The sequence below is a fragment of the Allofournierella sp. genome, from assembly GCF_048388525.1.
Lineage (GTDB): Bacteria > Bacillota > Clostridia > Oscillospirales > Ruminococcaceae > BQOK01.
In genome coordinates, this window is sequence record NZ_DBGCTQ010000098.1 from 32675 (window position 1) to 54309 (window position 21635).

Consider the following 21635-nt stretch of genomic DNA (forward strand, 5'->3'; position numbering starts at 1 on the left):
CCAGTGTGGTATACTAAAAAGCAATAAAGGGAATGAAGTTCTCCCTGCGAGTAAGGCCGGCCCTTATTCCAAACCGCTTGCAAAGCTGATGACTTCTGCGAAATTGTTTATGTTCGCAGAAGTTATCAGCTTTTTTGCGAACAGGGAGGAATTGCTGTGTTATTGAGCTTAACGTTGATTTTATTCTGTGGATTCGCACTCGGCGGCATTATGCAAAAGCTGAAATTGCCCGCGTTGCTTGGAATGATGATGACCGGAATTATCCTGGGGCCTTTTGTGCTGAACCTCATAGATGCTTCTATCTTAGAGATATCCGCTGACCTTCGGCAGATTGCCCTGATCGTTATTTTAATCCGGGCCGGTCTTGCGTTGGATCTGAAAGATTTAAAAAAGGTAGGCCGCCCGGCGGTTCTTATGTGTTTTGTTCCGGCAACGATGGAAATGGCAGCCGTAACGATCTTTGGCCCCATGTTGTTTGGCATTTCCTACCTGGAGGCGGCCATTATGGGCGCCGTTCTTGCAGCGGTTTCTCCGGCCGTTGTGGTTCCCCGTATGCTGAACCTTATAAAAAATGGCTACGGCGTAAAAAAAGGGATCCCGCAACTGATTATGGCAGGAGCCTCGGTAGATGATGTGTATGTGATTGTTCTGTTTACCTCTTTTACAGGAATGTATCAGGGGCAGGCATTTAACACCGCCGGGTTACTAAAAGTGCCGGTTTCGATTGTATTGGGCTTGGCCCTCGGCATCTTGTGCGGCCTGATTATTGTAAGGCTGTTTCGCAAAATCCACATGCGCGATACGGTGAAAATCCTTATTCTTATGGGAACAGCTTTTTTGTTTGTCAGCTTGGAAAGCGAAATAAAAGAGGCTGTGCCTTTGTCTGGATTGCTGGCCGTTATGGCGCTCGGCGGTACAATTTACAGGCAATATGGCAATTTGGCGAAGCGGCTCTCGGTGAAATATGAAAAAGTGTGGATCGGCGCTGAGCTTTTGCTGTTCGTTCTTGTTGGAGCGGCGGTAGATGTCCGCAGCCTTGCAAGTGTGGGGGCGGCAGCGGCCGCGCTGATTGCAATCGCCCTTGCTTTTCGTATGGTTGGGGTTGCTTTATGTTTGGTAAAGACAAAATTAAATCGAAAGGAAAGGCTGTTTACCGCGATATCTTATTTGCCGAAAGCAACCGTACAGGCGGCGATCGGCGGCATTCCCCTGGCGCTTGGCATTCCCGCAGGAAATATGATCCTGACGGTGGCTGTGGTGGCTATTTTGATTACTGCGCCCGTTGGAGCCATTGGGGCCGATCTGACATACAAGAAATTGCTTGAAAAGAATGATGGAGATGACGGGCGGAAATAAACAGGCAAAGGAAAAAGCCGTTTCTTGCGAAATTCAAAGGCCATGATTTTCTGCGAAAAAAATATAATGATAACATGAAACCGCCTGGGGCGGCTTTGCTATACACAAGGTGCTGTGGACAGTAAAAAAGATGTTTTTCTAAAATTTTCTCAGAGAAATTTTTAGAAATCATACTTTGAGTGTGACAAAAAACTTACAGTGCCTGTGATGATTTCCCGGTTTTCTTTATACTCATACTGTAAGTATTTTACTAGAACAATACGTAGGTATGGGCAGAAATATGGACAAAAAGAAAATAGGCAGAAGAATAAAAGAGGCCCGGCAAAAAGTGGGATTCAGTCAAAGTGAATTGGCAGAGGCCATTAATGTGACCGTGAGTACCATTTCAACAATTGAACGCGGTGTTCGGGCACCCAGCCTGGAAGTCCTGGTCAATATTTTAGAAACATTGGGAACGTCCGCAGACTTGGTGCTGCAGGATGTTTTGGAATGCGGCTTTAAAATTCGTGAAACAGAATTGGATGATAAATTGCAAAATTTGCCGCGGGAAGAACGGGAACGAATTTTTCGTGTTATCAACGTAATGGTTGACAAAGAATACAGCTAAAGGTCAATGAAAATGAAACAACCATATTCCGAAGCACAACAATCTAAAATTGAAAAGGTCCGTGCAGCCTTTCAGGACTATATCCAAAACAGCGGTTACATTGACCTGCTGTGGTCGGATAAGGTGGGCTATGTTTTGCTGCCGCTCAACCCGGAAAGCGAGGATGGGTTCCGGGTTGAATCAGAGCCCGAACTGATCGAAAACGCAGAATGCTTTGCGAGCGGCTGTTCACCGAGATTTTTTACGACGTGATAAACTTTTCGGGGAAAGGGCATGATACCGACAAGGCCGACGCCGAGGAGCGGGCCGAGGTGCAGCGGCGGCTGCGCCCCTACATTGAGAAGTTTCCGGAATACAAAAGCCTTGCCGAGCCGCTTTATGAATAGCGGTTTTCAGCCGCTGGCAAAGAATACAGCACAACAAAATTGGGAGGTTAGCATGAAGATCAGTATGGTAAGAAGGGCCGACGCCCTGGGCAGGGTGGTGCTGCCCGAAGAGATACGGAACGCGCTGGGCATTGCCGAGGGCACCTCGGTGCGCCTTACGCTGGACGGCGGGCGGGTGGCGCTGGAAAAGGAAACGCCCCAGTGTGCCCTTTGCGGCTCCACCGAAAACCTGCACAGCCACGGGGAAAGCGCGGTGTGCGAGGCGTGCGTCGCCTCCATCGGCACGTTGGAACAGCTGTGAGTGCCGCCCCCTGTAGACAGGTTTAAAAGCGCCCCCGGAAAAGCTGCTGCTTTTCCGGGGGCGCTTTGCAGATTTTCAGGGGAGGCGGCGCACCAATGTTGAGCGATGAAATGAGCGATACAGCGATGGAGAAAGCGGAGCTCCGCCGCAGACAGATTGAGGCGTTTTTGAAAACGCACGCGTTTATAGGGCCAGTCTAAACTTCGGCTATAATATGAAGCGTATCCTATTTCAGCCGAAAATACGCCTTGCGTTTGGGCAAAGGGAACGCCCGGGGCAGACGATTTGTCTGCCCCGGGCGTTTTAACACGGATCGGCTGCCGAGAGGAAAGCGCCTCAGCCCATGAGTTCGCTCTCGCGCATCTGCTTGTAGGTGGCGTGGCTTTGCAGCGCGGCGGTGAGGGCGGCCATGGCGCTGGTGTCGCCCAGAAGGATGCCGCCGCACAGCCGGTCGTTCAAAAAGTAGAACTTGCGGTACTGGCCCTTGCCCGCGTCGCGGAATTCCAGGGTTTTGTACAAAAGCGCGGGGTTCGAGCCGTTGTCGCCCGCGGCGAACAGTGCGGTGTTCATGCCCTGGAAGGTCAGCCCCATCAGGGTGGGGGCGTAGGCGAGCGCCTCGCCCGCGGCGTTGGCACCGGCCACCTTGCCCTGGTCCACAGCCTGCGCCCAGTTGGCAAGGTTCATGCCCTGGTATTCGGCGCAGTCGCCGCAGGCGTACACGCCCGGGGCGCTGGTTTCCATGCGCTCGTTCACCAGCACGGCGCGGCCTGTTTGCAGGCCCATGGCGCCGGCAAGGGCAGTGTTTGCCCGCACCCCGGCCGACACGATCACCAGCCCGGCCTGGAACCGCTCGCCGTTTTCCAGCACAACGGCCTCGGCCCGGCCGCTGCCCTGGATGGCCTTTACCGCTGCGCCGGTGCGCACCGCAATGCCCGCCTTTTCGGCGGCGGCGGTGAGCAGGGCGGCGGCGGTTTCGTCCAGCTGGCGGGGCATCAGCCGGGGAGCCACCTCCAGCACGGTAACGGCAAGGCCGGCCTTTTTCAGTTCCCAGGCGGCCTCCAGGCCCAGCACGCCGCCGCCGATGACCACGGCATGTTTGGCCTGCTTCATCAGGGCTTCGACCCTGCGCACGTCTGCCAGGCGGCGCACGGCCACCACGCCCTCCAGCTCGCTGCCGGGCATGGGCGGCACAAAGCACTCGCTGCCCAGGGCGTAGATCAGCTTTGTGAATTGCAGCACCTCACCGCCCGAAAGCGTGACCTCGCGCTTTGCAAGATCCACCTGCTGTGCCCGCTTGCCCAGCACCTGGTAAATGCGGTTTTCCTGGTACCATTCCGGGCTCTCCATGGCCAGCTGTTCGGGGGTGAGCCCGGCCAGCAGGGCCTTGGTGAGCATGGGCCGGTTGTAGGGGGCGTACGGCTCTTCCGACACCATGACGATGCTGCCGGTGGCGTCCCGCTGGCGGATGGCCCGGGCCGCGTTCAGCGCCGCCGCGCCGCCGCCCAGGATCAGATAGTACTCCTGGCTGTCGCGCCGGTAGCCGGTGGCGGCGTCCTCCACAGGAACAAAGTTTTCGCGGCCCACGCCGCACACCGGGCACACATCCAGCGAGGCGTCGAAAATTTCGCCGCACACAAGGCACTTGACCAGCTTGCGGCCGCCCGTTTTCTCGGGAGGGGCCAGGGGCTTGTCCAGCAGGCGGCAGCCGAACTGGTAGCCGTATTCGTAGGCACCCACCAGGTCGGCCTCGCTGGGCTTGAAGCGCACCCGGAAGCCGTCGACCACCTTGAGCTTAAGCTGGCGCAGCCGCTCGGTGATGTTGGGCACGCCCTCGCCGCTCCAACCGTAGCTGCCGAAGGCGCCCGCCAGCTTGCCGCCGTGGGTGGCGGGGAACATTTCCAGCGTGAGCTCCCAGATGGGGCGCAAAGCCTGCCCCACAATGGTGGGGGTGCCCAGCAGAAAGCCGTCGGCAAACAGGAGTTCCTCTTCCACCTTGGCGGGGTCGGCCTCCACCATATCGTAGCGGCGCACCGCCACGTCGCCGCTGGCGGCGATGCCCTGGGCAATGGCCTCGGCCAGCTGGCCGGTGTAGCCGTAGGCGCTGACGTAGGGAATGATCACGGTCTTTTTGCCGTTGGGGTTTTTAACGGTGGACCACTGGCGGTACTGGGCGAAGGTCTCGCGGATGCGGCTGTCCAGCACGGGGCCGTGGCCGGTGCACACCAGGGTCACGTCCAGCGGCTCCACCCGGTCCAGCGCCCGCAGCATGAAAGGCTTGAAGGGGCCGATGATGCAGTCGAAATAATATTTCAGGGCCTTTTGGTAATCCTGCTCGTTCTGCACCTTGCTGCGCAGCACTTCGGGCAGGCAGTAGTGCGCGCCGAAGGAATCGCAGGTAACAAGGATCTGCTCCTCTTCAATAAAGGTGTACATGGTGTCGGGCCAGTGCAGGTTGGGCACCGCCATAAAGCGCAGGGTACGCTCGCCAATCTTCATCTGCTGGCCGTCCTTGACCGGCAGGCTTACAAAATCGCGGTTCACGATCTCCTTTAAAAAGCCGACGGCGCAGGGGGTGGCAAGGATTTTCATCTGGGGGCTGTAGTCCAGCAGCTTTTCCACGCTGCCCGCATGGTCCGGCTCGGTGTGGCTCATGACCAGGTAGTCGATGGAGCCAACGTCGATGACCTGGCGCAGCTTGTCCAGGTATTCGTCGAAAAATTTGACCTTGGCGGTCTCGAAGAGCACGGTCTTGCCGCCGGTGGTGAGCGCGTAGGAGTTGTAGGTGGTGCCGAATTCGGTGTACATTACAATGTCGAACACGCGCAGCTGATCGTCGATGATGCCGGTCCAGTAAAAGCCGTCCCGCAGTTTGAGCGTTTTCATGGTGGGTGATCTCCTCTCCCGGGGCCCGGCGGGGGCCCCCTTTATTCAGTTTGAAGCAGCGGCGGGCGGAAAACACAGGAAAAACAAAAATACCATAAAATGCCACGTTTCCTAGCAGGTCACTGCGTTTTTATCATAGCACAAGCGGCGGGTTTTGTCAGCGGGGAAAAGGCGCTCTTTTCAAAAAATTCACCTTGTGGTAAGCTGATAAAAGGCAGGGGGCGCGGCGGGCGCCCCAGCGGAAAGGAAGCGAAGTGTGATGAACGAAATTCTGCGGGAGCTTGCCGCGCGCAAAAGCGTGCGGGTATTCACGGAGGAGCCGGTGAGTGAGGCGGAAAAGCAGGCGGTGCTGGGCGCCGCCTTTGAGGCGCCCACCGCGGGCTGCCAGCAGCTTTACACCATTTTGGACGTGACCGACCCGGCGCTGAAGGAACGGCTGGCCGAACTGTGCGACCACCAGCCCTTTATTGCCACCGCGCCGGTGGTGCTGGTGTTTTTGGCCGACTGCCACCGCTGGCCCGAGGTATATCGCGCAGCTGGCTGCAAGGTGCGCCGGCCAGGTGCGGGGGACGCGCTGCTGGCGGTGGCCGACGCCTGCATTGCCGCCCAAAACGCGGTTACGGCTGCCGGGAGCCTGGGCCTGGGCAGCTGCTATATCGGGGACGTGCTGGAACATTGCGAAGAGATGCGGGCGGCGCTTGCCCTGCCCGCCCACGTGCTGCCCGCCGCCATGCTGGTGATGGGCCGCCCCACCCGGCAGCAGCAGGAGCGGCCGAAACCCGCCCGGTTTGCGCCGGAATACATCGTGTGCAAGAATGTTTACCGGGAAAAGACCGACGAAGAGCACCGCGCCGCCCTTGCACAGCGGGCGGCACGGGAGGGGAAGAAGGCCTTTCGGTTTGAGGCCTGGGTGCAGGCGTTTGCAAAACGCAAATATGAGAGCGGATTTTCGCGGGAGATGAGCCGCAGCGCCGCCGTGTACCTGAAGGACTTTATGGGCGGTGAAGGCTGAGCGCCGCCGCGAAAAAAATAAGGCGGCCGCCGCGGAAACAACCGCGGCGGCCGCCTTTTGACATTCGTGTTTCGTTTAGGACGGGAGCATGAAATCTGTATAGAAATTCATTACGAAGGAGGTATAGCAGAGCATGATGAGTGCGTTCGTGAAGCCCGCAAGCCAGACGTTCCCCGTCTTTTTATAAATGTATCTTGCCAGATAGGTGGTGAGGATCGTCAGCGGGATGCCCTTCCACGCGCCGCAGGCCGCCAGGTTTACCCAGACGTCGTCGAGGAAGCGCACGCGCTCCAGCGTGAAGACGGTGGAATACTGCTCCCACGCGAGATACGCGGTGGGAAGCACGCCGAAGAGCGCACAGATCAGGGTGGAGAGCCACTCCGGCACATCCCTGAAGCGGGTGTTGGCGTTGAAGAGGGCGCACACCGTGTAGAACATCGCGAAGATAGGGAAATACTTGACGATAATGATGTAAAGATGGTCGAGGTCCGTCACGGTGATGGTCCAGTCCCAGAAGTGGAAATCCACATTGAACACGTAGAAAGCGAACCACACCAGGGTATACATGAGGAACACGACGGTGAAGGCCAGCAGCGCCGTTTTAAGGAATTGGGAGCCGCTGTCGAGCCGGGCGTTGGTAAACGGGCTGCCGGAGAGGGTGGTCTTGTTCACGCGTGCGAACATGCTCTGTAAAAACCAGACCACCATCAGCAGGCCGATCAGCACGATGCCCATGATGAGCCCGTTCATGGCCGCGCCGTTTGTGCCCATGGCCGCCGCGTATACCTGTGTGTTCATATAGCGCGAAGCCGTGGAGGTATAGTGCCTGTATACATGGTATGTAATGAACATCATCGGCACGAAGAACGCGGCCATGGGGATCCAGGTGGAGGGCTTTTTAAGCTCGCCCAGCGTTTCGTCCGCGGGCAGCGGGCGCACAACGCCGCTGAACACCTTCCGCTTGAGCAGCAGGGGCACCAGGGCGAAGGGCAGCATGAAGAAGCCGATCATCCCCAGCAGACCCAGCGCCGCCGCGAGCTGCCACACTGTGTTGCCGCTGGGCAGCACCTGCGCGCCCGCAGGCGTGCCAAGGCCTGCGTACATGCCGTCGATCACGGCGGCCACCGCTGTCTGGTTGAAGTACCAGCTCACGTGAATGATGGGCGGCTCATACACCACAACGGCGTTCTCGGCCTGGATGACCTGGCCGGGCGCTGGCACAGGGACCGGGCCCTGCGCGGTGAACCATTGGCCGTTGGGGATCGCGGCCTCGTTGTACTCCGGGTAGAACAGACGCATAAGGGTCTTGCCCTGATCACTTGTGCCGACATGCAGGCCGTTGTTGAATTCGCCGTAGCGGCATTCGCCTACCGTCAGTACCAGGTCGCGCGTCTCGGTCTCGGTGAGGCGGCCCCAGTCGGTGCCATCGCCGGAGACATACGCGCGGATACGGTGGGCCGAGCCCTCCGCGTTCGTGATGAGAAGGGTATTGACAATGGCGTTGTTGCCGGCGCTGTGGCCCGTGACGCCCACCCGCGTCTCGTCCACATAGGGCAGGCTCATGCCGAATTGGACAGCGGGCAGTACCCCGTGCCCGTCACCGGATACCTCCGCGCTGCTTATGCCAGTGTCGGTGGCGCCGTTGCCGCCCTTGTCGATGGAGATCACCACAAAGCCGCGCCGCACGAGCTCAAGATAGAACGGCTGCTGGAGCTCTTTGCGCGAGGAACCCCCATGGGAACAGACCACCAGAGGCGCGGGGGTCTCGGGCGTGGCGTTTTTCGGCTGGTAGACGATAAAGCTGAAATTGTACCAGTGGTTGGCATTTCGGGTGAAATCCACAGGAATGTCCTTTCCATAGGCGGCGTTGTTCGCATCGATCATCTCCGCCAGCTCCGCCATGGTGACATTGTATACTTTCTCCTTTGCGGTGAAAAAATCTGTTGCCAGCATCCAGGTGCCCAGCATGCTGACGATCATGCAGCCCAGAGCGATGAAGAGAACCGTTCTGGCCGTGACCTTTTTAAGCTTTTGCGTGAACCTGCTCATTTTGTTCCTCCTCATTTCAAGCGTTGGTTGGTTCGCATACCGGTTTTGCTGCGCTTTTTTATAGAGTGCGGTACTTATTTCCCCCCTTTCTGCGCGGGTGTGGACAGGGCGCCGAGCAGCCGCTCGATCTCCTCGTTGCATACATCGCCAAAGCTGCGCAGCGCATGCAGCGGCAGACCGCTTGCCATGGCCCCCAAAAACTGCCGGGTGCCGGAGCCGAGCGGGTCTGCCGACCCGCTCTCCGGTGTATAAAATGAAGTTTTTTTGAGCAGCGTGTTGAGCTGTGCAATCTGGGCCTCGCTGCCCAGCGCGAGCACATCCCCCACGGTGGTCGTTTCCTGTGCGGCGAGTGGTAGCTTTTGCCGGGAGCCGACCCGCACCTGTGCGTGCAGGGGCAGGCTGTGGCTGCTGCCGCCCGCCGATACCGTATAGATGCCGCTGGGAACGTGCCACCCGGCGAGCCGCGGCTCATAGTAGGCAAAGCTGCGCCCATTTAGCCGGAACTGCACCGCCTTTTCCTCGCCGGGGGCCAGCTCCACCTTTGCAAAGCCTTTCAGTTCTTGGCGCGCGCGCAGGGCGGGCCCGGTGTCGGGCCCTGGGTGGACATACAGCTGTACGACCTCCTTGCCTGTTCGGCCTCCTGTGTTCTTTACCCGGACGGTTGCGGTCAGCGTCTCGCTGTCGTCCATGTGCGCTTTATCCAGTGCTATGCCCGTATACGTGAAGCTTGTATAGGACAGGCCGTGCCCAAACGGGAAGAGCACTGGCATCTCCCGCGCGTCATACCAGCGATAGCCCACGTAGATATCCTCGTGGTAGTCCACTGTTTTTCCGTCTCCGGGGAAGTTCAGATAACAGGGCGTGTCCTGTAAGCGCAAGGGGAAGGTCTCTGCCAGCTTGCCGGAAGGGTTCACAGCCCCGAACAGCAGGTCCGCGGTGGCCTCGCCCACCGCTTCGCCGGCCAGGTACATCTCAAGCACCGCCGCCACATCCTGGAGCCAGGGCATCGCCACCGGGCTGCCATTGTGCAGTACCACCACGGTTTTGGGCTGTGCGGCCGCCACTGCGGCGATCAGGGCATTCTGCTCGGGCGGCAGCTCCAGGTCTGCCCGGTCGTAGCCCTCCGATTCCCAGCTGTCGGGCAGGCCGGCAAACACAACGGCACACTCCGCCTGTGCGGCCGCCTGTACGGCCGCTTGGAACGCGCCCTCACCCAGCGCCCCGCCCTGGGCGGAAAAGCCCTGTGCGTACCGGATCTCCGCGAGCGGGCCGGCAGCCTGGAGCGCGCAGGACACCCGCGTGCTGTTCACGTGGCTGGAACCGCCCCCCTGATAACGCGGGGCAGCCGCGAATTCGCCGATAAAGGCCACCCTTGCCCCTTTTTTCAGCGGCAGTACGCCGTTGTTCTTGAGCAAAACAGCACACTCACCGGCTGCGCGGCGGGCAAACGCATGTTGTGCCCCTGTGTCGTAAGGCTCTGCGGGCGCACAGGGGCGCCCTTTTTGCACCCAGGTCAGCAGCCGCCCCGCTGCGCGGTCCAGGACCGTCTCCGGCAATTTGCCCTCTTTTACGGCTTGGACGAGCTGCCGGTCGCTTTCCCCATGGCTCGAGGGCATTTCCAGTTCCAGGCCCGCCTCCAGCGCCCTGCTCCGGTCGTTCATAGCGCCCCAATCCGTCATGACGATGCCGTCAAAGCCCCATTCCTTTCGGAGCATCTCGTCCAGCAGCCAGGGGTTCTCGCAACTGTAGGTCCCGTTGATCAGGTTGTAAGAACACATCACCGCCCAGGGCCGCGCCTGTTTTACGATCGTTTCAAAGCCGGCCAGATAAATCTCCCGCAGGGCCCGTTCGCTGACCTGCACATCGACACTCATGCGGTGCTGTTCTTGGTTGTTGGCCGCGAAGTGCTTTACGCTCACACCCGTTTGTTCCCGCTGTACACCTGTTACGTAGGCGGCGCCCAGCTCCCCGGTGAGATACGGGTCCTCCGAGAGATATTCGAAGTTGCGCCCGCACAGGGGGCCGCGCTTGATGTTTACCGCGGGCCCCAGCACCGTATGAAGCCGCTCGGCCGCCGCAGCCCTGCCCAAATGGCCTCCGAGCTGCTCGAGCAGCTCCCGGTCAAAGCTGGCGCCGAGGGCCGCCCCGGTTGGGAAGCACACGGCCTTTGCGCTTTCGCCCACTCCTAAATGGTCGGTGGCCCCATTTTGCTTTCGCAGGCCGTGCGGGCCATCCGCCATCATCACGGCCGGGATGCCCAGGCGTTTCAACGCCTTTGTTGCCCAACAGCCGGCGCCGGAACAAAGGCCTGCTTTTTCCTCCAAAGTCATCTCCGCAAGGAGGGTTTCGACATCGGTCATGCTCATATGTATTCTCCTTTGCATATTATGAGACGCGTGTATCATAATTGTTAATTTAACTTTACATACAAAAGGGCGGTTTGTCAATCGACAAACCGCCCTATATTTGGCCGCTGTATTTGTCTATTTTCCTGAAAGCCCATCCGCCAAGACCTGTGGCAGAAGCGTAAGGTACTCCAAGCTGTATCCCTGCTCTTGGTCGTAATGCTGCGCACGGGGGAGGATGCGCTGCGCGAGGGCCAGCAGCGTGTTCAGAAGGAAACGGCCCATGAACTTGCTGGAGCCATGGAGGTGAAGCGAGCCGTCCTGCGCCCCCCTTTCGAGCGCGGCGTCCACCATGCCGTTCGACAGCTGCCTGTTGAAAGAAATGTAATCCAGCGCCGCTTTGCTCTCGGGGTAAACGTCGCTGAAGAATTGGTCGAATTCATCCAGAAAGCGCACCCAGGCGGGATTTTCGACCAGCTTTTGCACATAGCGCTTCAAAATCTCCAGCAGCGCCTGCGCCCCTGTTTCCGCCTGTGGGCCAGGCGTTTCCAGCACCGCCGTGAGCTGTGTAAGGATGCGCGCAGCAATGCTGAAGGCAATGCTCTCTTTAGATTCAAAATGGCGGTACAGCGAGCTGCGGCCGATCCCCGCTCTCTGCGCGATATCCTTCATTTCCGTGGCCGCGATGCCCTGTTCGAAAAAAAGTTCCTGGGCGATATCGATGATCGCTTCATCGCTGATATCGACTGGACGGGCCATGCAAACACCTCTTCCGTTTTGTTTCGCCAGCCCGGAGGGTTTCCCGCTTTGAGCGTTCCGGCCTGCCCATATTATAAACGCGCCATAGGGTAAAAAGCAAGCGGGGCAACAGGGCCGCTGCAAAAAGAAAATTTTGCAGCGGCCCTGTTTTCTTTTTTTCGCTTACGGTTCGCGGAACAGTTCCTCAACCACCCGCCCCTGCACTTGTCCGTCCAGAGGGATGTCCATCCATTTGCAGATGGTGGGCAGAAGGTCCATAATGCTCATGCGCGGGATGGTCCCGTGGCGAACGCCGTCGCCGCAGGCCAGCAACATGGTGCGGTAATCCCCGCGCGAGGGCAGGTAGCCGTGCAGCGCGCGGGGCGCGTTATGGGAAACGCCGTCGCGGTCGGGCTCGTTCCCCGGGGCTGGGGCCCCCTTGGCAAACCCATAACCATCGGCGCCTTCCAGCACCAGGGCGGCGGCCGGGTCGCAGCCCAGAGGGATAAATTCTTCCGGCTCCATGACGGCGGCGACGCCGGGGTGGGCGAGGAACCTTTCCCGGATCCGGGCCACAAGCTGCGTTTTTTCCACTTCATCCAGGGCGGGGGACAGGTAGACATAGGCCATACCGTCGCCGCTGTCCACCCAGGCCTTCCAGGACACAGGCGTTCCGTTTTCCACCTTGCACAGGCCCATTTGTTCCAGAAGGAAATTTCCGTGGATCATGCTGTGGGCGTTTCGCTGCGAGTGGTCGCCCGTGATCAGCAGCAGAACGCTGTTTCCTTTTTCCCGCTGGGCGTCCGCATATGCCAGCAGCTTTTCCACAAATGCATCGTACTTTTTTAAAAAGGCGTGCGCCTGCGGGCTGTCGGTCCCGTGCTGGTGCTTGGCGTCGTCCATTCCGTAGACGTGGAGCAGCGCGATATCAAAGGGGTAACGCTCCAGCGCCTGCAAAAAGGCCGCCAGCATACATTCGTCCAGCTGCGGCTGCCTGCCCAAAAACCAGGCCTTCGGCAGCCCGCGGCGGCCCAAAAGGGTTCGGATGGCGAACAGGGGCGTTCCGTATCTGGCAAATACCCACAGCTGCTTGAGGAAGCTGTCGGCGTTCCATATTTTGGGCTTTGCCGGGGTCATTTCCGGCATGGACCAGCGGATGGCGCCGCCCGCGCTGACCGGCCAGGAAATGGACAGGGTCTTTTTGCCGGCGCGGTTCGCATAATCCCAGAGCGCGGGTTTTTTCAGGCGGGTGGCGTAGAAGTTCCAGTGGGGAATGCGGGCGCCGGGATGAAACGCGTGGTTGTTCACGATGCCATGCACCCCGGGGGTGCAGCCCGTTACCATGCTTGCGTGGCAGGGGTAGGTGAGCGTGGGGTAAACCGATTCCTCCTGGGCGCAGCAGGCGCCCCGCGCCAGCAGCTTTGAAAAGCCCGGAAGCTGGCGGATCAGCTCGTACTCGCTTCCGGCAAGGGCGTCCAGCGACACCAGAATCACTTTTTTCATCTGTCGTTCCTTCCTGATCGTCTGTTCGGCGCGGGTGAAGCCGCGCGGGCATCAGAATGTGATGTCCTTGTTGTTGGAGATCTTCATGAACAGCAGCAGGGAGATGGTGGTCATCACGGTAAGGATGCACGCCATTGCCGCGGCGATCCCGTAATTGCCGCGCAGCACCGCGGTGAAAATTTCGATGGTCAGCGTGGTGGTGCGGTAGTTATACAGAAGGATGCCGGTGGCCAGCTCGGTGATGATGGCGATCCAGCTGAGCAGCGCGCCCGAGATGATGCCGTTGCCCATCATGGGCATTGTGACCCGGAAAAAGGTCTTGAGCTTGCTGCTGCCCAGCGAGCTGGCCGCCTCTTCCACAGAGAGGGGGATCTGCTGCAAAATCGCCACCGAGGAGCGGATGGTATAGGCGTTGCGGCGGATCACCAGCGCAATGATCATGATGGCGGCCGTGCCCACCAGGACCAGCGGCTTTTTGTTGAAGGAGATGATCATTGCAATGCCGATCACCGCGCCGGGGATCACGTAGGGGATCATGGACAGCGTATCAATAAACCGGTTGACAAAATTGTTTCTTCGCACCACAAGATACGCCACCAGCACCGAGGTCGCCACGATGAAAAGCAGCGCCACGCCGCCGATCAGGAAGGTGTTGGGGATCGCGTTTTGAAGCTGCGCCAGCGCCTCCCTGTAGCTGTTCAGCGAGTAGCCCTGCACAAAGATCTTGCCCGAAGTGTTTTGGAACGAGGTGTAGATCACATACAGCTGCGGCGCATACCCGAACAGGACCACCAGATAGCAGAAGGCGTGGATGAGAACATTGTGCAGCCCTTTGGCCTTTCTGCGCTCGATGGGGTGCAGGGCGCTCATGGTGAACTGAAAACGGTTGTTCACATAGCGCTGGATCAAAAAGACCAGGGCCGTTATCACGATCGCAATTACCGCCAAGGCCGCCGCAAAATGCGTGTCGCCGCCTGTTTCGCTGATAAACGAGTTGTACAGCTCCACCGGGAAGGTGCGGTAGCCCTCGCCGATGAACATGGGCGTTCCAAAATCTGCAAAGGCGCGCATAAAGACCATCAGCATTGCCGCAATGACCGAAGGCGCGCACAGGGGAATGACCACCGTGAAAAAGCGCTTGGCCCCGCTGCAGCCCATGTTTTCGCTGGCTTCCAGAAGGGTGTTGTCCACATTGCGCAGCGCGCCGGACACATACAAAAACACCAGCGGGAACATCTGCGAACAGAGCACAAGCACGATGCCGTGGAACCCGTAGATGCTGGGAATGGTGACGCCCAGAAGGTTTTTGAACAGATTGGTGATCACCCCGTTGCGGCCCAGCAGCAAAATCCAGGAATACGCGCCCACAAACGGCGCCGACATGCTGCACAAAATAATGAAGATCTGCAAAACCCGCGCGCCCTTGATCTCGTACAGATTATAAAAATAGGCCAGCGGCAGGCCCAGGAGCAGCGAAAAGACCGTTACGCTCACGCTGAGGGCGAACGAGTTTGCCATGGTGGAAATGTAGTACCGCTTGGAGAAGAATTTGACAAAATGGGAAAGGGTAAACGCGCCGCTCTCGCTCACCACCGCGTTGCGCAGCACCATAAACAGCGGGTAGATCAAAAACAGCGCATAAAGGCACAGGATGACGATGGAGATGAGCAGCCAGACATCGCGCCTGCTGCGGGCAGTTTTTCCGCCCATTGCCCTTTTCATGGTGCCACCCCGCCTTCATCCTCCATCAGCGAAGTTTCGCCGCCCTGCGAAAAGACATTGATCTTTTGCTTTTTTACCTCCAGGCGGATCGCCGTGCCCTTTTCGATCACCTTCCCGATCTCGGATTCCTCCACGATCTCGACCTTCTTCCCGCTTTCTAAATGAGCGAAGTAGTGGGTGTTCAGGCCCAGGAAAACGCTGTCGTCCACACAGGCGGGCAAGCCTGCGCCGCCGGGGTGCGGGTGCAGCACAAATTCTTCCGGCCGCACCGACACCTTTACCGGCTGCTCCGCCGTACCGGGGCGGATGTGCGGCGCTTCCACGGTGTAGCCGCCGCCGAACGCCAGGCTGTAGCGCCCGCCCTCCTGGTGCAGCTGGGCGTCCAGTATATTGGTCCTGCCGATAAAGGTGGCCACAAAAATATTGCAGGGCCGCTGATACAGCGCCCGGGGCGCCCCGACCTGCTGGATCACGCCGCCGTTCATGACCGCAATGCGGTCGGATACCGCCATGGCCTCTTCCTGGTCGTGGGTGACGTATACGGTGGTGATGCCGATGCGGTTTTGGATCTCCTTGATCACCGTGCGCATTTCAACCCGCAGCTTGGCGTCCAGGTTGCTGAGGGGCTCGTCCATTAAAAGAACATCCGGCTGGATGACCAGCGCCCGCGCCAGCGCAACGCGCTGCTGCTGCCCGCCGGACAGCCGGTCCGGCCGGCGGTCGCGGTATTCTTCGATCTGCATCAGCCGGAGGAATTTTTCGGTTTCCTCTTCGCGCTGCTTTTTGTCGATCTTTCGGTTTTTCAGGCCGAACTCCACATTTTCCCGCACGGTCATGTTGGGGAAGATCGCATAGTTCTGGAACACCATGCCAATGTTGCGCTTGGCGGGGTCCATGTCGTTCACCCGCCGGTCACCAAAAAAGAAATCTCCGCCTTCAATGGAGTTGAACCCCGCGATCATTCGCAGCAGCGTGGTTTTGCCGCAGCCCGAAGGACCAAGGAGAGTGAAAAATTCACTCTCCTTGATGTCCAGCGAAAGATTTTTGATCACAGTGTTCTCTCCGTAACGCTTCACCGCGTTTTTGATCCCGATTGTAACACTCATGTTTGTTCTCCATCCTGTGAAGCATCATGGAGGGCCGCGGTCACTGGGTGACCAGGTCGGTCCAGCGCGCAAGCCACTCGGCCTTCATGCTGCTGCAATATTCAATGTCCTCAATGGCCACGTTCAGCTCAGAGAACGGGGGGATGTTGGGGCTGGTGTTCTGCACGCCGTCCAAAATCGGGCGGATCGAGGTCTGCGCGTAGCAATTCTGGCCTTCTTCCGAGATCAAAAAGTCCACAAACTTTTTGGCGTTTTCGGCGTTTTTGCAGTTGTCCACAATGGCGACGCCGGACGGCAGCCAAACGGCGCCTTCTTCAGGATAAACCAGCTTCAGGTTGGTTGCGCCATCGTCCAGCAGGGCCACGCAGGCACCCTCGTAGGTCACGCACACCGCGTATTCACCATCCGCCGTCTGCCGGTCGATCGCGCCGGAAGAAATCGTGACCTGGTCCGCGTAGGCCTCCACAAACTGCCAGGCTTTTTCGTCGTAGGGTTCGTCGCCCATTACCAGGAGCATGTTGGTGAGCTCGGCCCAGGCGCTGGATGCGATGGTGGGGTCCGCCATGACGATGCGGCCCTTCAGCTCGGGGCGGAGAAGGTCTTTGTAGCCGGTAAATTCATCGGGGTCGAGCCCAAGCTCTTTAAAGACATCCAGGTTCAGGAGCATGGCGCCGCTGCCGGACAGCTTGGAATTTGTGTAGTTGCCGGTGGTGTTTTGGAACTGCTTTGGGAGATTTTTATCGTTTGGCGAAACATATTCCATGTAGAGGTCCGGCTTTTGCATGTAGAAGTTGTAGTTCACCGCGCCCCAGTTCACGTCCGCCTGCGGATTTTCCTTTTCCGCGTCCAGCCGGGCCAGCACGTCGCCGGTGGCCATGGACTGAACGATCACCTTGATGCCGGTGGCCTGCTCGAAGGCCGGGATCACGGTTTGGATTTCTGCATCCGGGTTTGGGGTATAGATCACCAGCTCGCCGGCGCTTTGGGCCGGCGAGCTGCCGCCGCTGCCAGATGCGGGCGAGCCGCCCCCGCCCGCACAGCCGGCCAGGGAAAGCGTAAAAGACGCTGCCAGGATCACACTGAGAAGCCTTGTTTTCATTTTTTTGTCCTCCTTAATAAATGTGTTGTATTCAAGCTTGCCAGCTTTTCAAACGGTTTAGGGGGCCGCGGTCAGCCGCCGCAGGGGAGCCTTATTTCGTTCACGAAATGCCTCGCGATCTCCAGAGGGCGGGTGATGGCGGCCCCCACCACCACCGCCGTGGCGCCCAGCTCCAGCATTCTGCGGGCCTGCCAGGGCTCCTGGATGCGCCCCTCGGCGATCACGGGCACCTGCACCTGCGCCGCGATCCGGCCGACCAGCTCAAAGTTCGGCCCGGCCATGGGGGGGTCTCCCCGCACATACCCGTTCAGGGTGGTGCCCACAAAATCTGCTCCGGCGTTTTGCGCCGCGAGCGCGTCCTGCAGGGAAGAGCAATCCGCCATGATGGGCTGGTGAGGGTATCTGCGTTTTACCTGTTCCAAAAATTCCTTTGCGCTCTCGCCGTGGGGCCTGCGGCTGCGGGTAAAATCCAGCGCAATGATGTCGCAGCCTGTTTCCACCAGTGCGTCCACCTCGGCCAGTGTGGGGGTGATGTATACGCTGCTGCCGGCGTAATCTTTTTTTATGATCCCGATGACCGGCAGCGGCACCTCGCGCATGATGTCCCGGATGTCCTGCACGCCGTTTGCCCGTATCCCCACGGCGCCCGCCTGGCACGCCGCCTTCGCCATCAGCGCCATCACCCCCCCCTGCGGCCGGTACAAAGGCTCCCCAGGCAGCGCCTGGCAGGAGACGATCAGGCCGTGGGACAGCTTGTGAAGAAGTTCGCTCTTTTCCATATTGAGTAACACTCCATTTTTTGATTAAAAAAGAAGTTTTACTTCTTTCATGCTTACACTACCACTTTTTTTGTCGATTGTAAATAGTTTTTTGGATAAATTACAAAAAAATTGAGACTAGGATCATAGAATTGTGCAATTTCTTTTGCGGGGTCATCTTTCACTCTTTTTGCAAATCATTGGCCGGGCACTTGAAATTCTGCGCCGGGATGTATTATATTTAGGAGGAAGTAATTGCTGTTTTTTCTCAAGACACTTCGCTTGACCAGCTGTGCCTGCCGCCCTTTTTCTGTGGCTGGCCATCTGTTCTGTTCCACCGCTCACACGACCGTAAAGCGGAAAGCGATACCGCGGGCTGATTCATCATACCTGAACATAGACTTGCAGGGAGGCAGCAAATGGACAACATCTTTCACGTGATCGAGGCCAATTATCCGCAGTATACCAATGCGGACAAAAAAGTGGCGTCGTACATTTTGCGCGAAAAAGAGGGCGTCACCAACATGACCCTGGCGGACATTGCAGAGGGCGCTAAGGTCTCGGAGGGAAGCGTGATCCGCTTCTGCAACAAGCTGGGCATCAAAAAGCTGATCGACCTGAAAATATGTATCGCAAAAATTTCCGCCAAGGAAAACGAACGAGCCAATGCCCTGGGTTCTGCGCTGGAAAATGAATTTGCAGAGATCATTCACAACACGGCCTCGCTGATCTCGCCTGCACAGATCGAGCAGGCCGTGGATATCATCGAACAGCGGCGGCATATTTACTTTTTTGGCATTTCTGTGAGCGGGATTGCCGCCCGCATGGGCGAAAACAGCTTTCTGCGCATGGGGAAATCCTCCCAGGCGATCGAGGAGGGGCACATGCAGATGCTTACCGCCTCGGCCATGTCTGCGGACAATGCGCTGGTGGTATTTTCGCTCACCGGCAATACAAAAGACACCTGTGAGGCGGCCGCCGCGGCAAAGCTTCGCGGGGTAAAAATCATTTCCATCACGAGCTACCGCAATTCCCAACTGGCAAAAATTTCGGACATTGTTTTGCAGACTTCGGCAAAAGAAGAGATTATAAACGGCGGCCGCATCACCGGGCTGATCAGCCAGATGTTCGTGCTGGACCACCTGAAACGGGAATACACGGCAAGGCATTCCGAGGTTGTTTCGCAGCTGAAGGAGGACCTTGCCAAAACCATTCTGCTGAAAAAGCTGTGAGCGGCCGCGCGGGCTGCCAGGGGCCCCATGCAGCGCACAACGGCCGGCGAAGCCTGAGAGTACAGGCTTCGCCGGCCGTTGTTTTTTGGCTGCCGGGCTTCAGAAAGGGCGCCGGGGGAGCGCTGCTTTTTGCCCGGCAGGGCACACAAAAAGGGGCTGCTGCAAAACCTTCTGTTTGCAGCAGCCCCGCGGTTTATGGGAAAAAGGGTCAGGCCTGGGTGCGCTCGCCCAGGGTAATATTCAGGGTCATGAGCTCGCGGTTACGGTCTACCTGGACCTCCACCACGTCGCCCGCGTTGAGGTCTTTCAGGGCGTTGGTCACGTCGCCGGTGCTTTCGACCAGCTGGCTGCCCACGCTGACGATCCGGTCGCCCACCTTCATGCCCGCCTTGTCGGCCCCCGAACCGCTGGTGACGCTTTGCACGTACACGCCAAAGCTGCTCACGCCGTACTGCATGGCGGTCTGCGCGTCCGAGATGGAGATGACCGTGATGCCCAGGGCGGGCCGGCCGGTCACGTAGCCGTTCTCAATCAGGTCCTGCGCCACCTGTTTTGCGGTGTTGATGGGAATGGCGAAGCCCAGGCCCTCGGCGTACTCGCCGGTGGATTTGGCATTCACGATGCCGACCAGCTCGCCGTTTGCATTAAACAGGCCGCCGCCGGAGTTGCCGGGGCTCACGGCCGCGCTGGTCTGCATAAGGCGCATGGTGTTGCCCTGCACGGTGACCTCGCGGTCCAGGCCGGAAATGATGCCGTCGGTGGCGGTGTTGCTGAGGGTGCCCAGGGGGTTGCCCACCGCGATGGACAATTCGCCCACCTGCACACTGTCGGAATCGCCGAGCACCGCGGGGGTCAGGCCGGTGGCATCAACCTTGAGCACCGCGATGTCGCTCTGGCTGTCTGTGCCGATGAGCTTGGCGGTGTATTCGGTGTCGTCCGAGAGCTTGACCTTGATCTGCTGGGCGCCCTCGATCACGTGGTTGTTTGTGATGATGTAGCCGTCGGCGGTAAAGATCACGCCGCTGCCGGCGCCGCTGACCACCTGCTGGCCGCCCCAGAAGTTGCTGGTGACCATCTGCTCGGTGGTGACTGCCACCACGCTGGGGTTCACGGCGTTGATCACGCCCACCAGGTTGGCGGCAGTGGTGCCGGTGCCGGAGGCCGGGGTGGAGGTGGGAGCCTGGTACACGATGCGGTCGGTCTGGCCGGCGCTGGCCGCCTTAAAGCCCGCGTAGCCGCCGCCGAAGCTCACGCCTGCAACCAGAACCAGGGCCAGCGCCCCGGAGAAGATCTTTTTGCCCCTGCCTTTTTTCCTGCGGGGCGGTTCGGAGCCCAGGGGGCCCTGCTCGCCCATTTCGGGGGGAAGGGGCTGATAGGGGCTGGGAGCCGGGGTATAGCCGTTGTGATACAGGCCGGAATAATCGTATTCCCACTTGTTTTCCATGCTTTATCATCCTTTCTCTATGCGAAGGGGCCCGGGGCGCCGCTGTGCCCCCGTTTACAGGCCCTGTGCTTTTGTTCTGAGGCTAGTATACCGTTCAATCGTGAAAAACCTTTCATGGCGGGGTGAAAAAACTGTGAAAATCTTGTATAATACATGTATTCCGGCGGTTTCTGCCGGATGCTATTACCATACCACATTTCAGCAAAGGGGGCAACCGGATGCGGGTGGAGCAGCGGCAGGAAAACGGCCTGACACGCTTTGTTTTATATAAGGAAGCGCTGGTTGTGGGCGGCTGCGCGTGCCGCGCAGAGGGCGGCGGTACAGAGCTGCTGGAGCTGAGCGTGCTGCCCGAATGGCGCCGCAAAGGCTACGGCAGCTATCTTTTAAAAGAGGTGCTGCGGGCCACCGGCGGCTACGGACCCAGGAGCCTTCACACCGCCCCCGCCCCCGAAAACGCGGCGGCGCAGACGCTGCTGAAAAAGTTCGGCTTTGCGCCGCGGGGCGCCTGCTGGGCACGCAGACGGGCGGCGGACCCCACCGCCGTGGGCCTGACCCACGCTTTTTTGGAGCGTACCCTGGCTTTGGGGGGCTTTTTTGTGGACGCCACCTGCGGCAACGGAAACGACACCGAGTTTTTGTGCCGCCTGGCCGGGCCCGGGGGGCGGGTGCTGGCGCTGGACGTGCAGCAAAAAGCGGTGGACGCCACCAACGCCCGGCTTGCCGCCGCGGGCCTGGCAGAGGTGGGCCGCGCGGTGCGGGCGGACCACGCCCGCCTGGGGCAGCTGGTGCATAGGGGCAGCGCCGACTGCGTGGTGTTCAACTTCGGCTACCTGCCGGGCGCGGATCATGCGCTGTTCACCGTGCCCCAAAGCAGCCTGCCGGCGGTGGAGGCCGCGCTGGAGGCACTGAAGCCGGGCGGGGTGCTGGCCGCCTGCCTGTACAGCGGCGGGCCCAACGGCAGCGGGGAAAAGCGGGCCCTGCTGGAATATTTCCGGGGGCTGCCCCCGGCTGGGTATACCCTGCTGGTGTGCGAGTTTGCCAACTGGGCTCCCACTGCGCCGCTGCCCTGTTTTGTGCTGAAAAAGTAAGGGCAC

Annotated in this window: 17 protein-coding genes and 1 riboswitch; of the genes, 7 read left to right on the forward strand and 10 right to left on the reverse strand. The window is 59.2% G+C overall.

Annotation, left to right across the window (positions count from 1 at the left end; genetic code table 11):
• Nucleotides 1-19: 19 nt before the first annotated feature.
• Nucleotides 20-105: riboswitch (Fluoride riboswitch) on the forward strand.
• Between the two features lie 51 nt (nt 106-156).
• From ACMLHZ_RS11750 to ACMLHZ_RS11765, 4 genes are all read left to right on the forward strand, one after another.
• Nucleotides 157-1356, forward strand: coding sequence for a cation:proton antiporter (locus tag ACMLHZ_RS11750; protein WP_418667883.1), 1200 nt, complete (start codon nt 157-159; stop codon nt 1354-1356).
• 280 nt (nt 1357-1636) lie between these two features.
• Complete coding sequence (locus ACMLHZ_RS11755) at nt 1637-1963, forward strand: helix-turn-helix domain-containing protein (protein WP_418667884.1); 327 nt, start codon at nt 1637-1639, stop codon at nt 1961-1963.
• A gap of 209 nt (nt 1964-2172) precedes the next feature.
• Nucleotides 2173-2349 carry a hypothetical protein gene (locus ACMLHZ_RS11760; protein WP_418667885.1) on the forward strand — a complete coding sequence of 59 codons (177 nt, stop codon included), beginning with the start codon at nt 2173-2175 and terminating at the stop codon, nt 2347-2349.
• A gap of 52 nt (nt 2350-2401) precedes the next feature.
• Nucleotides 2402-2650 (forward strand): AbrB/MazE/SpoVT family DNA-binding domain-containing protein, encoded by a 249-nt coding sequence (locus ACMLHZ_RS11765; protein WP_418667886.1) that lies wholly within the window; start codon nt 2402-2404, stop codon nt 2648-2650.
• 336 nt (nt 2651-2986) lie between these two features.
• Here ACMLHZ_RS11765 and ACMLHZ_RS11770 read toward each other — a convergent pair whose 3' ends face one another.
• Entirely contained in the window at nt 2987-5533 is a 2547-nt protein-coding gene (locus ACMLHZ_RS11770; RefSeq protein WP_418667887.1) for an FAD-dependent oxidoreductase, read from the reverse strand.
• A gap of 259 nt (nt 5534-5792) precedes the next feature.
• Between ACMLHZ_RS11770 and ACMLHZ_RS11775 the strand changes: the two genes are divergently transcribed.
• Complete coding sequence (locus ACMLHZ_RS11775; protein ID WP_418667888.1) at nt 5793-6545, forward strand: nitroreductase family protein; 753 nt, start codon at nt 5793-5795, stop codon at nt 6543-6545.
• A gap of 75 nt (nt 6546-6620) precedes the next feature.
• On the opposite strand, the gene ACMLHZ_RS11780 is transcribed toward ACMLHZ_RS11775, so the two are convergent.
• The 8 genes from ACMLHZ_RS11780 to ACMLHZ_RS11815 all read right to left on the reverse strand — a co-directional run bounded on the left by ACMLHZ_RS11780 (nt 6621) and on the right by ACMLHZ_RS11815 (nt 17886).
• Entirely contained in the window at nt 6621-8594 is a 1974-nt protein-coding gene (locus ACMLHZ_RS11780) for an alpha/beta hydrolase family protein (protein ID WP_418667889.1), read from the reverse strand.
• 74 nt (nt 8595-8668) lie between these two features.
• Entirely contained in the window at nt 8669-10960 is a 2292-nt protein-coding gene (locus ACMLHZ_RS11785; RefSeq protein WP_418667890.1) for a glycoside hydrolase family 3 C-terminal domain-containing protein, read from the reverse strand.
• A gap of 117 nt (nt 10961-11077) precedes the next feature.
• A complete protein-coding gene (locus ACMLHZ_RS11790) occupies nt 11078-11698 on the reverse strand; it encodes a TetR/AcrR family transcriptional regulator (RefSeq protein ID WP_418667891.1) in 621 nt (206 codons plus the stop codon).
• Nucleotides 11699-11860: 162 nt separating this feature from the next.
• The gene (locus tag ACMLHZ_RS11795) at nt 11861-13180 is read right to left on the reverse strand and encodes an alkaline phosphatase family protein (RefSeq protein ID WP_418667892.1); all 1320 of its coding nucleotides are present in this window, start codon (nt 13178-13180) and stop codon (nt 11861-11863) included.
• A gap of 51 nt (nt 13181-13231) precedes the next feature.
• The gene (locus tag ACMLHZ_RS11800) at nt 13232-14902 is read right to left on the reverse strand and encodes an ABC transporter permease (protein ID WP_418667893.1); all 1671 of its coding nucleotides are present in this window, start codon (nt 14900-14902) and stop codon (nt 13232-13234) included.
• On the reverse strand, nt 14899-16008 hold the full coding sequence (locus ACMLHZ_RS11805; RefSeq protein WP_418667894.1) for an ABC transporter ATP-binding protein: 1110 nt from the start codon (nt 16006-16008) through the stop codon (nt 14899-14901). Before ACMLHZ_RS11805 ends, ACMLHZ_RS11800 begins: the two co-directional genes overlap by 4 nt.
• Before the next feature lie 40 nt (nt 16009-16048).
• Nucleotides 16049-17107, reverse strand: a complete 1059-nt coding sequence (locus ACMLHZ_RS11810; protein ID WP_418667895.1) for an extracellular solute-binding protein — start codon at nt 17105-17107, stop codon at nt 16049-16051.
• A gap of 71 nt (nt 17108-17178) precedes the next feature.
• The gene (locus tag ACMLHZ_RS11815) at nt 17179-17886 is read right to left on the reverse strand and encodes an N-acetylmannosamine-6-phosphate 2-epimerase (RefSeq protein ID WP_418667896.1); all 708 of its coding nucleotides are present in this window, start codon (nt 17884-17886) and stop codon (nt 17179-17181) included.
• 398 nt (nt 17887-18284) lie between these two features.
• On the opposite strand from ACMLHZ_RS11815, the gene ACMLHZ_RS11820 reads away from it, so the two are divergent.
• Nucleotides 18285-19097: a MurR/RpiR family transcriptional regulator gene (locus ACMLHZ_RS11820; RefSeq protein ID WP_418667897.1), complete on the forward strand. Its 813-nt coding sequence runs from the start codon at nt 18285-18287 to the stop codon at nt 19095-19097.
• A 208-nt stretch (nt 19098-19305) separates the two neighbouring features.
• On the opposite strand, the gene ACMLHZ_RS11825 is transcribed toward ACMLHZ_RS11820, so the two are convergent.
• Nucleotides 19306-20541: a S1C family serine protease gene (locus tag ACMLHZ_RS11825; RefSeq protein WP_418667898.1), complete on the reverse strand. Its 1236-nt coding sequence runs from the start codon at nt 20539-20541 to the stop codon at nt 19306-19308.
• A gap of 218 nt (nt 20542-20759) precedes the next feature.
• On the opposite strand from ACMLHZ_RS11825, the gene ACMLHZ_RS11830 reads away from it, so the two are divergent.
• Nucleotides 20760-21629 (forward strand): GNAT family N-acetyltransferase, encoded by an 870-nt coding sequence (locus ACMLHZ_RS11830; protein WP_418667899.1) that lies wholly within the window; start codon nt 20760-20762, stop codon nt 21627-21629.
• The last annotated feature ends 6 nt before the right edge of the window (nt 21630-21635 follow it).

Excerpts from the sequence above, each read along its gene's own strand:
- ACMLHZ_RS11820 (WP_418667897.1), top strand. The coding sequence starts at position 18,285 with ATGGACAACATCTTTCACGTGATCGAGGCCAATTATCCGCAGTATACC.
- ACMLHZ_RS11830 (WP_418667899.1), top strand. The coding sequence starts at position 20,760 with ATGCGGGTGGAGCAGCGGCAGGAAAACGGCCTGACACGCTTTGTTTTA.
- ACMLHZ_RS11765 (WP_418667886.1), top strand. The coding sequence starts at position 2,402 with ATGAAGATCAGTATGGTAAGAAGGGCCGACGCCCTGGGCAGGGTGGTG.
- ACMLHZ_RS11780 (WP_418667889.1), bottom strand. The coding sequence starts at position 8,594 with ATGAGCAGGTTCACGCAAAAGCTTAAAAAGGTCACGGCCAGAACGGTT.
- ACMLHZ_RS11800 (WP_418667893.1), bottom strand. The coding sequence starts at position 14,902 with ATGAAAAGGGCAATGGGCGGAAAAACTGCCCGCAGCAGGCGCGATGTC.
- ACMLHZ_RS11775 (WP_418667888.1), top strand. The coding sequence starts at position 5,793 with ATGAACGAAATTCTGCGGGAGCTTGCCGCGCGCAAAAGCGTGCGGGTA.
- ACMLHZ_RS11825 (WP_418667898.1), bottom strand. The coding sequence starts at position 20,541 with ATGGAAAACAAGTGGGAATACGATTATTCCGGCCTGTATCACAACGGC.
- ACMLHZ_RS11760 (WP_418667885.1), top strand. The coding sequence starts at position 2,173 with ATGCTTTGCGAGCGGCTGTTCACCGAGATTTTTTACGACGTGATAAAC.
- ACMLHZ_RS11770 (WP_418667887.1), bottom strand. The coding sequence starts at position 5,533 with ATGAAAACGCTCAAACTGCGGGACGGCTTTTACTGGACCGGCATCATC.
- ACMLHZ_RS11810 (WP_418667895.1), bottom strand. The coding sequence starts at position 17,107 with ATGAAAACAAGGCTTCTCAGTGTGATCCTGGCAGCGTCTTTTACGCTT.
- ACMLHZ_RS11785 (WP_418667890.1), bottom strand. The coding sequence starts at position 10,960 with ATGAGCATGACCGATGTCGAAACCCTCCTTGCGGAGATGACTTTGGAG.
- ACMLHZ_RS11805 (WP_418667894.1), bottom strand. The coding sequence starts at position 16,008 with ATGAGTGTTACAATCGGGATCAAAAACGCGGTGAAGCGTTACGGAGAG.
- ACMLHZ_RS11815 (WP_418667896.1), bottom strand. The coding sequence starts at position 17,886 with ATGGAAAAGAGCGAACTTCTTCACAAGCTGTCCCACGGCCTGATCGTC.
- ACMLHZ_RS11795 (WP_418667892.1), bottom strand. The coding sequence starts at position 13,180 with ATGAAAAAAGTGATTCTGGTGTCGCTGGACGCCCTTGCCGGAAGCGAG.
- ACMLHZ_RS11790 (WP_418667891.1), bottom strand. The coding sequence starts at position 11,698 with ATGGCCCGTCCAGTCGATATCAGCGATGAAGCGATCATCGATATCGCC.
- ACMLHZ_RS11755 (WP_418667884.1), top strand. The coding sequence starts at position 1,637 with ATGGACAAAAAGAAAATAGGCAGAAGAATAAAAGAGGCCCGGCAAAAA.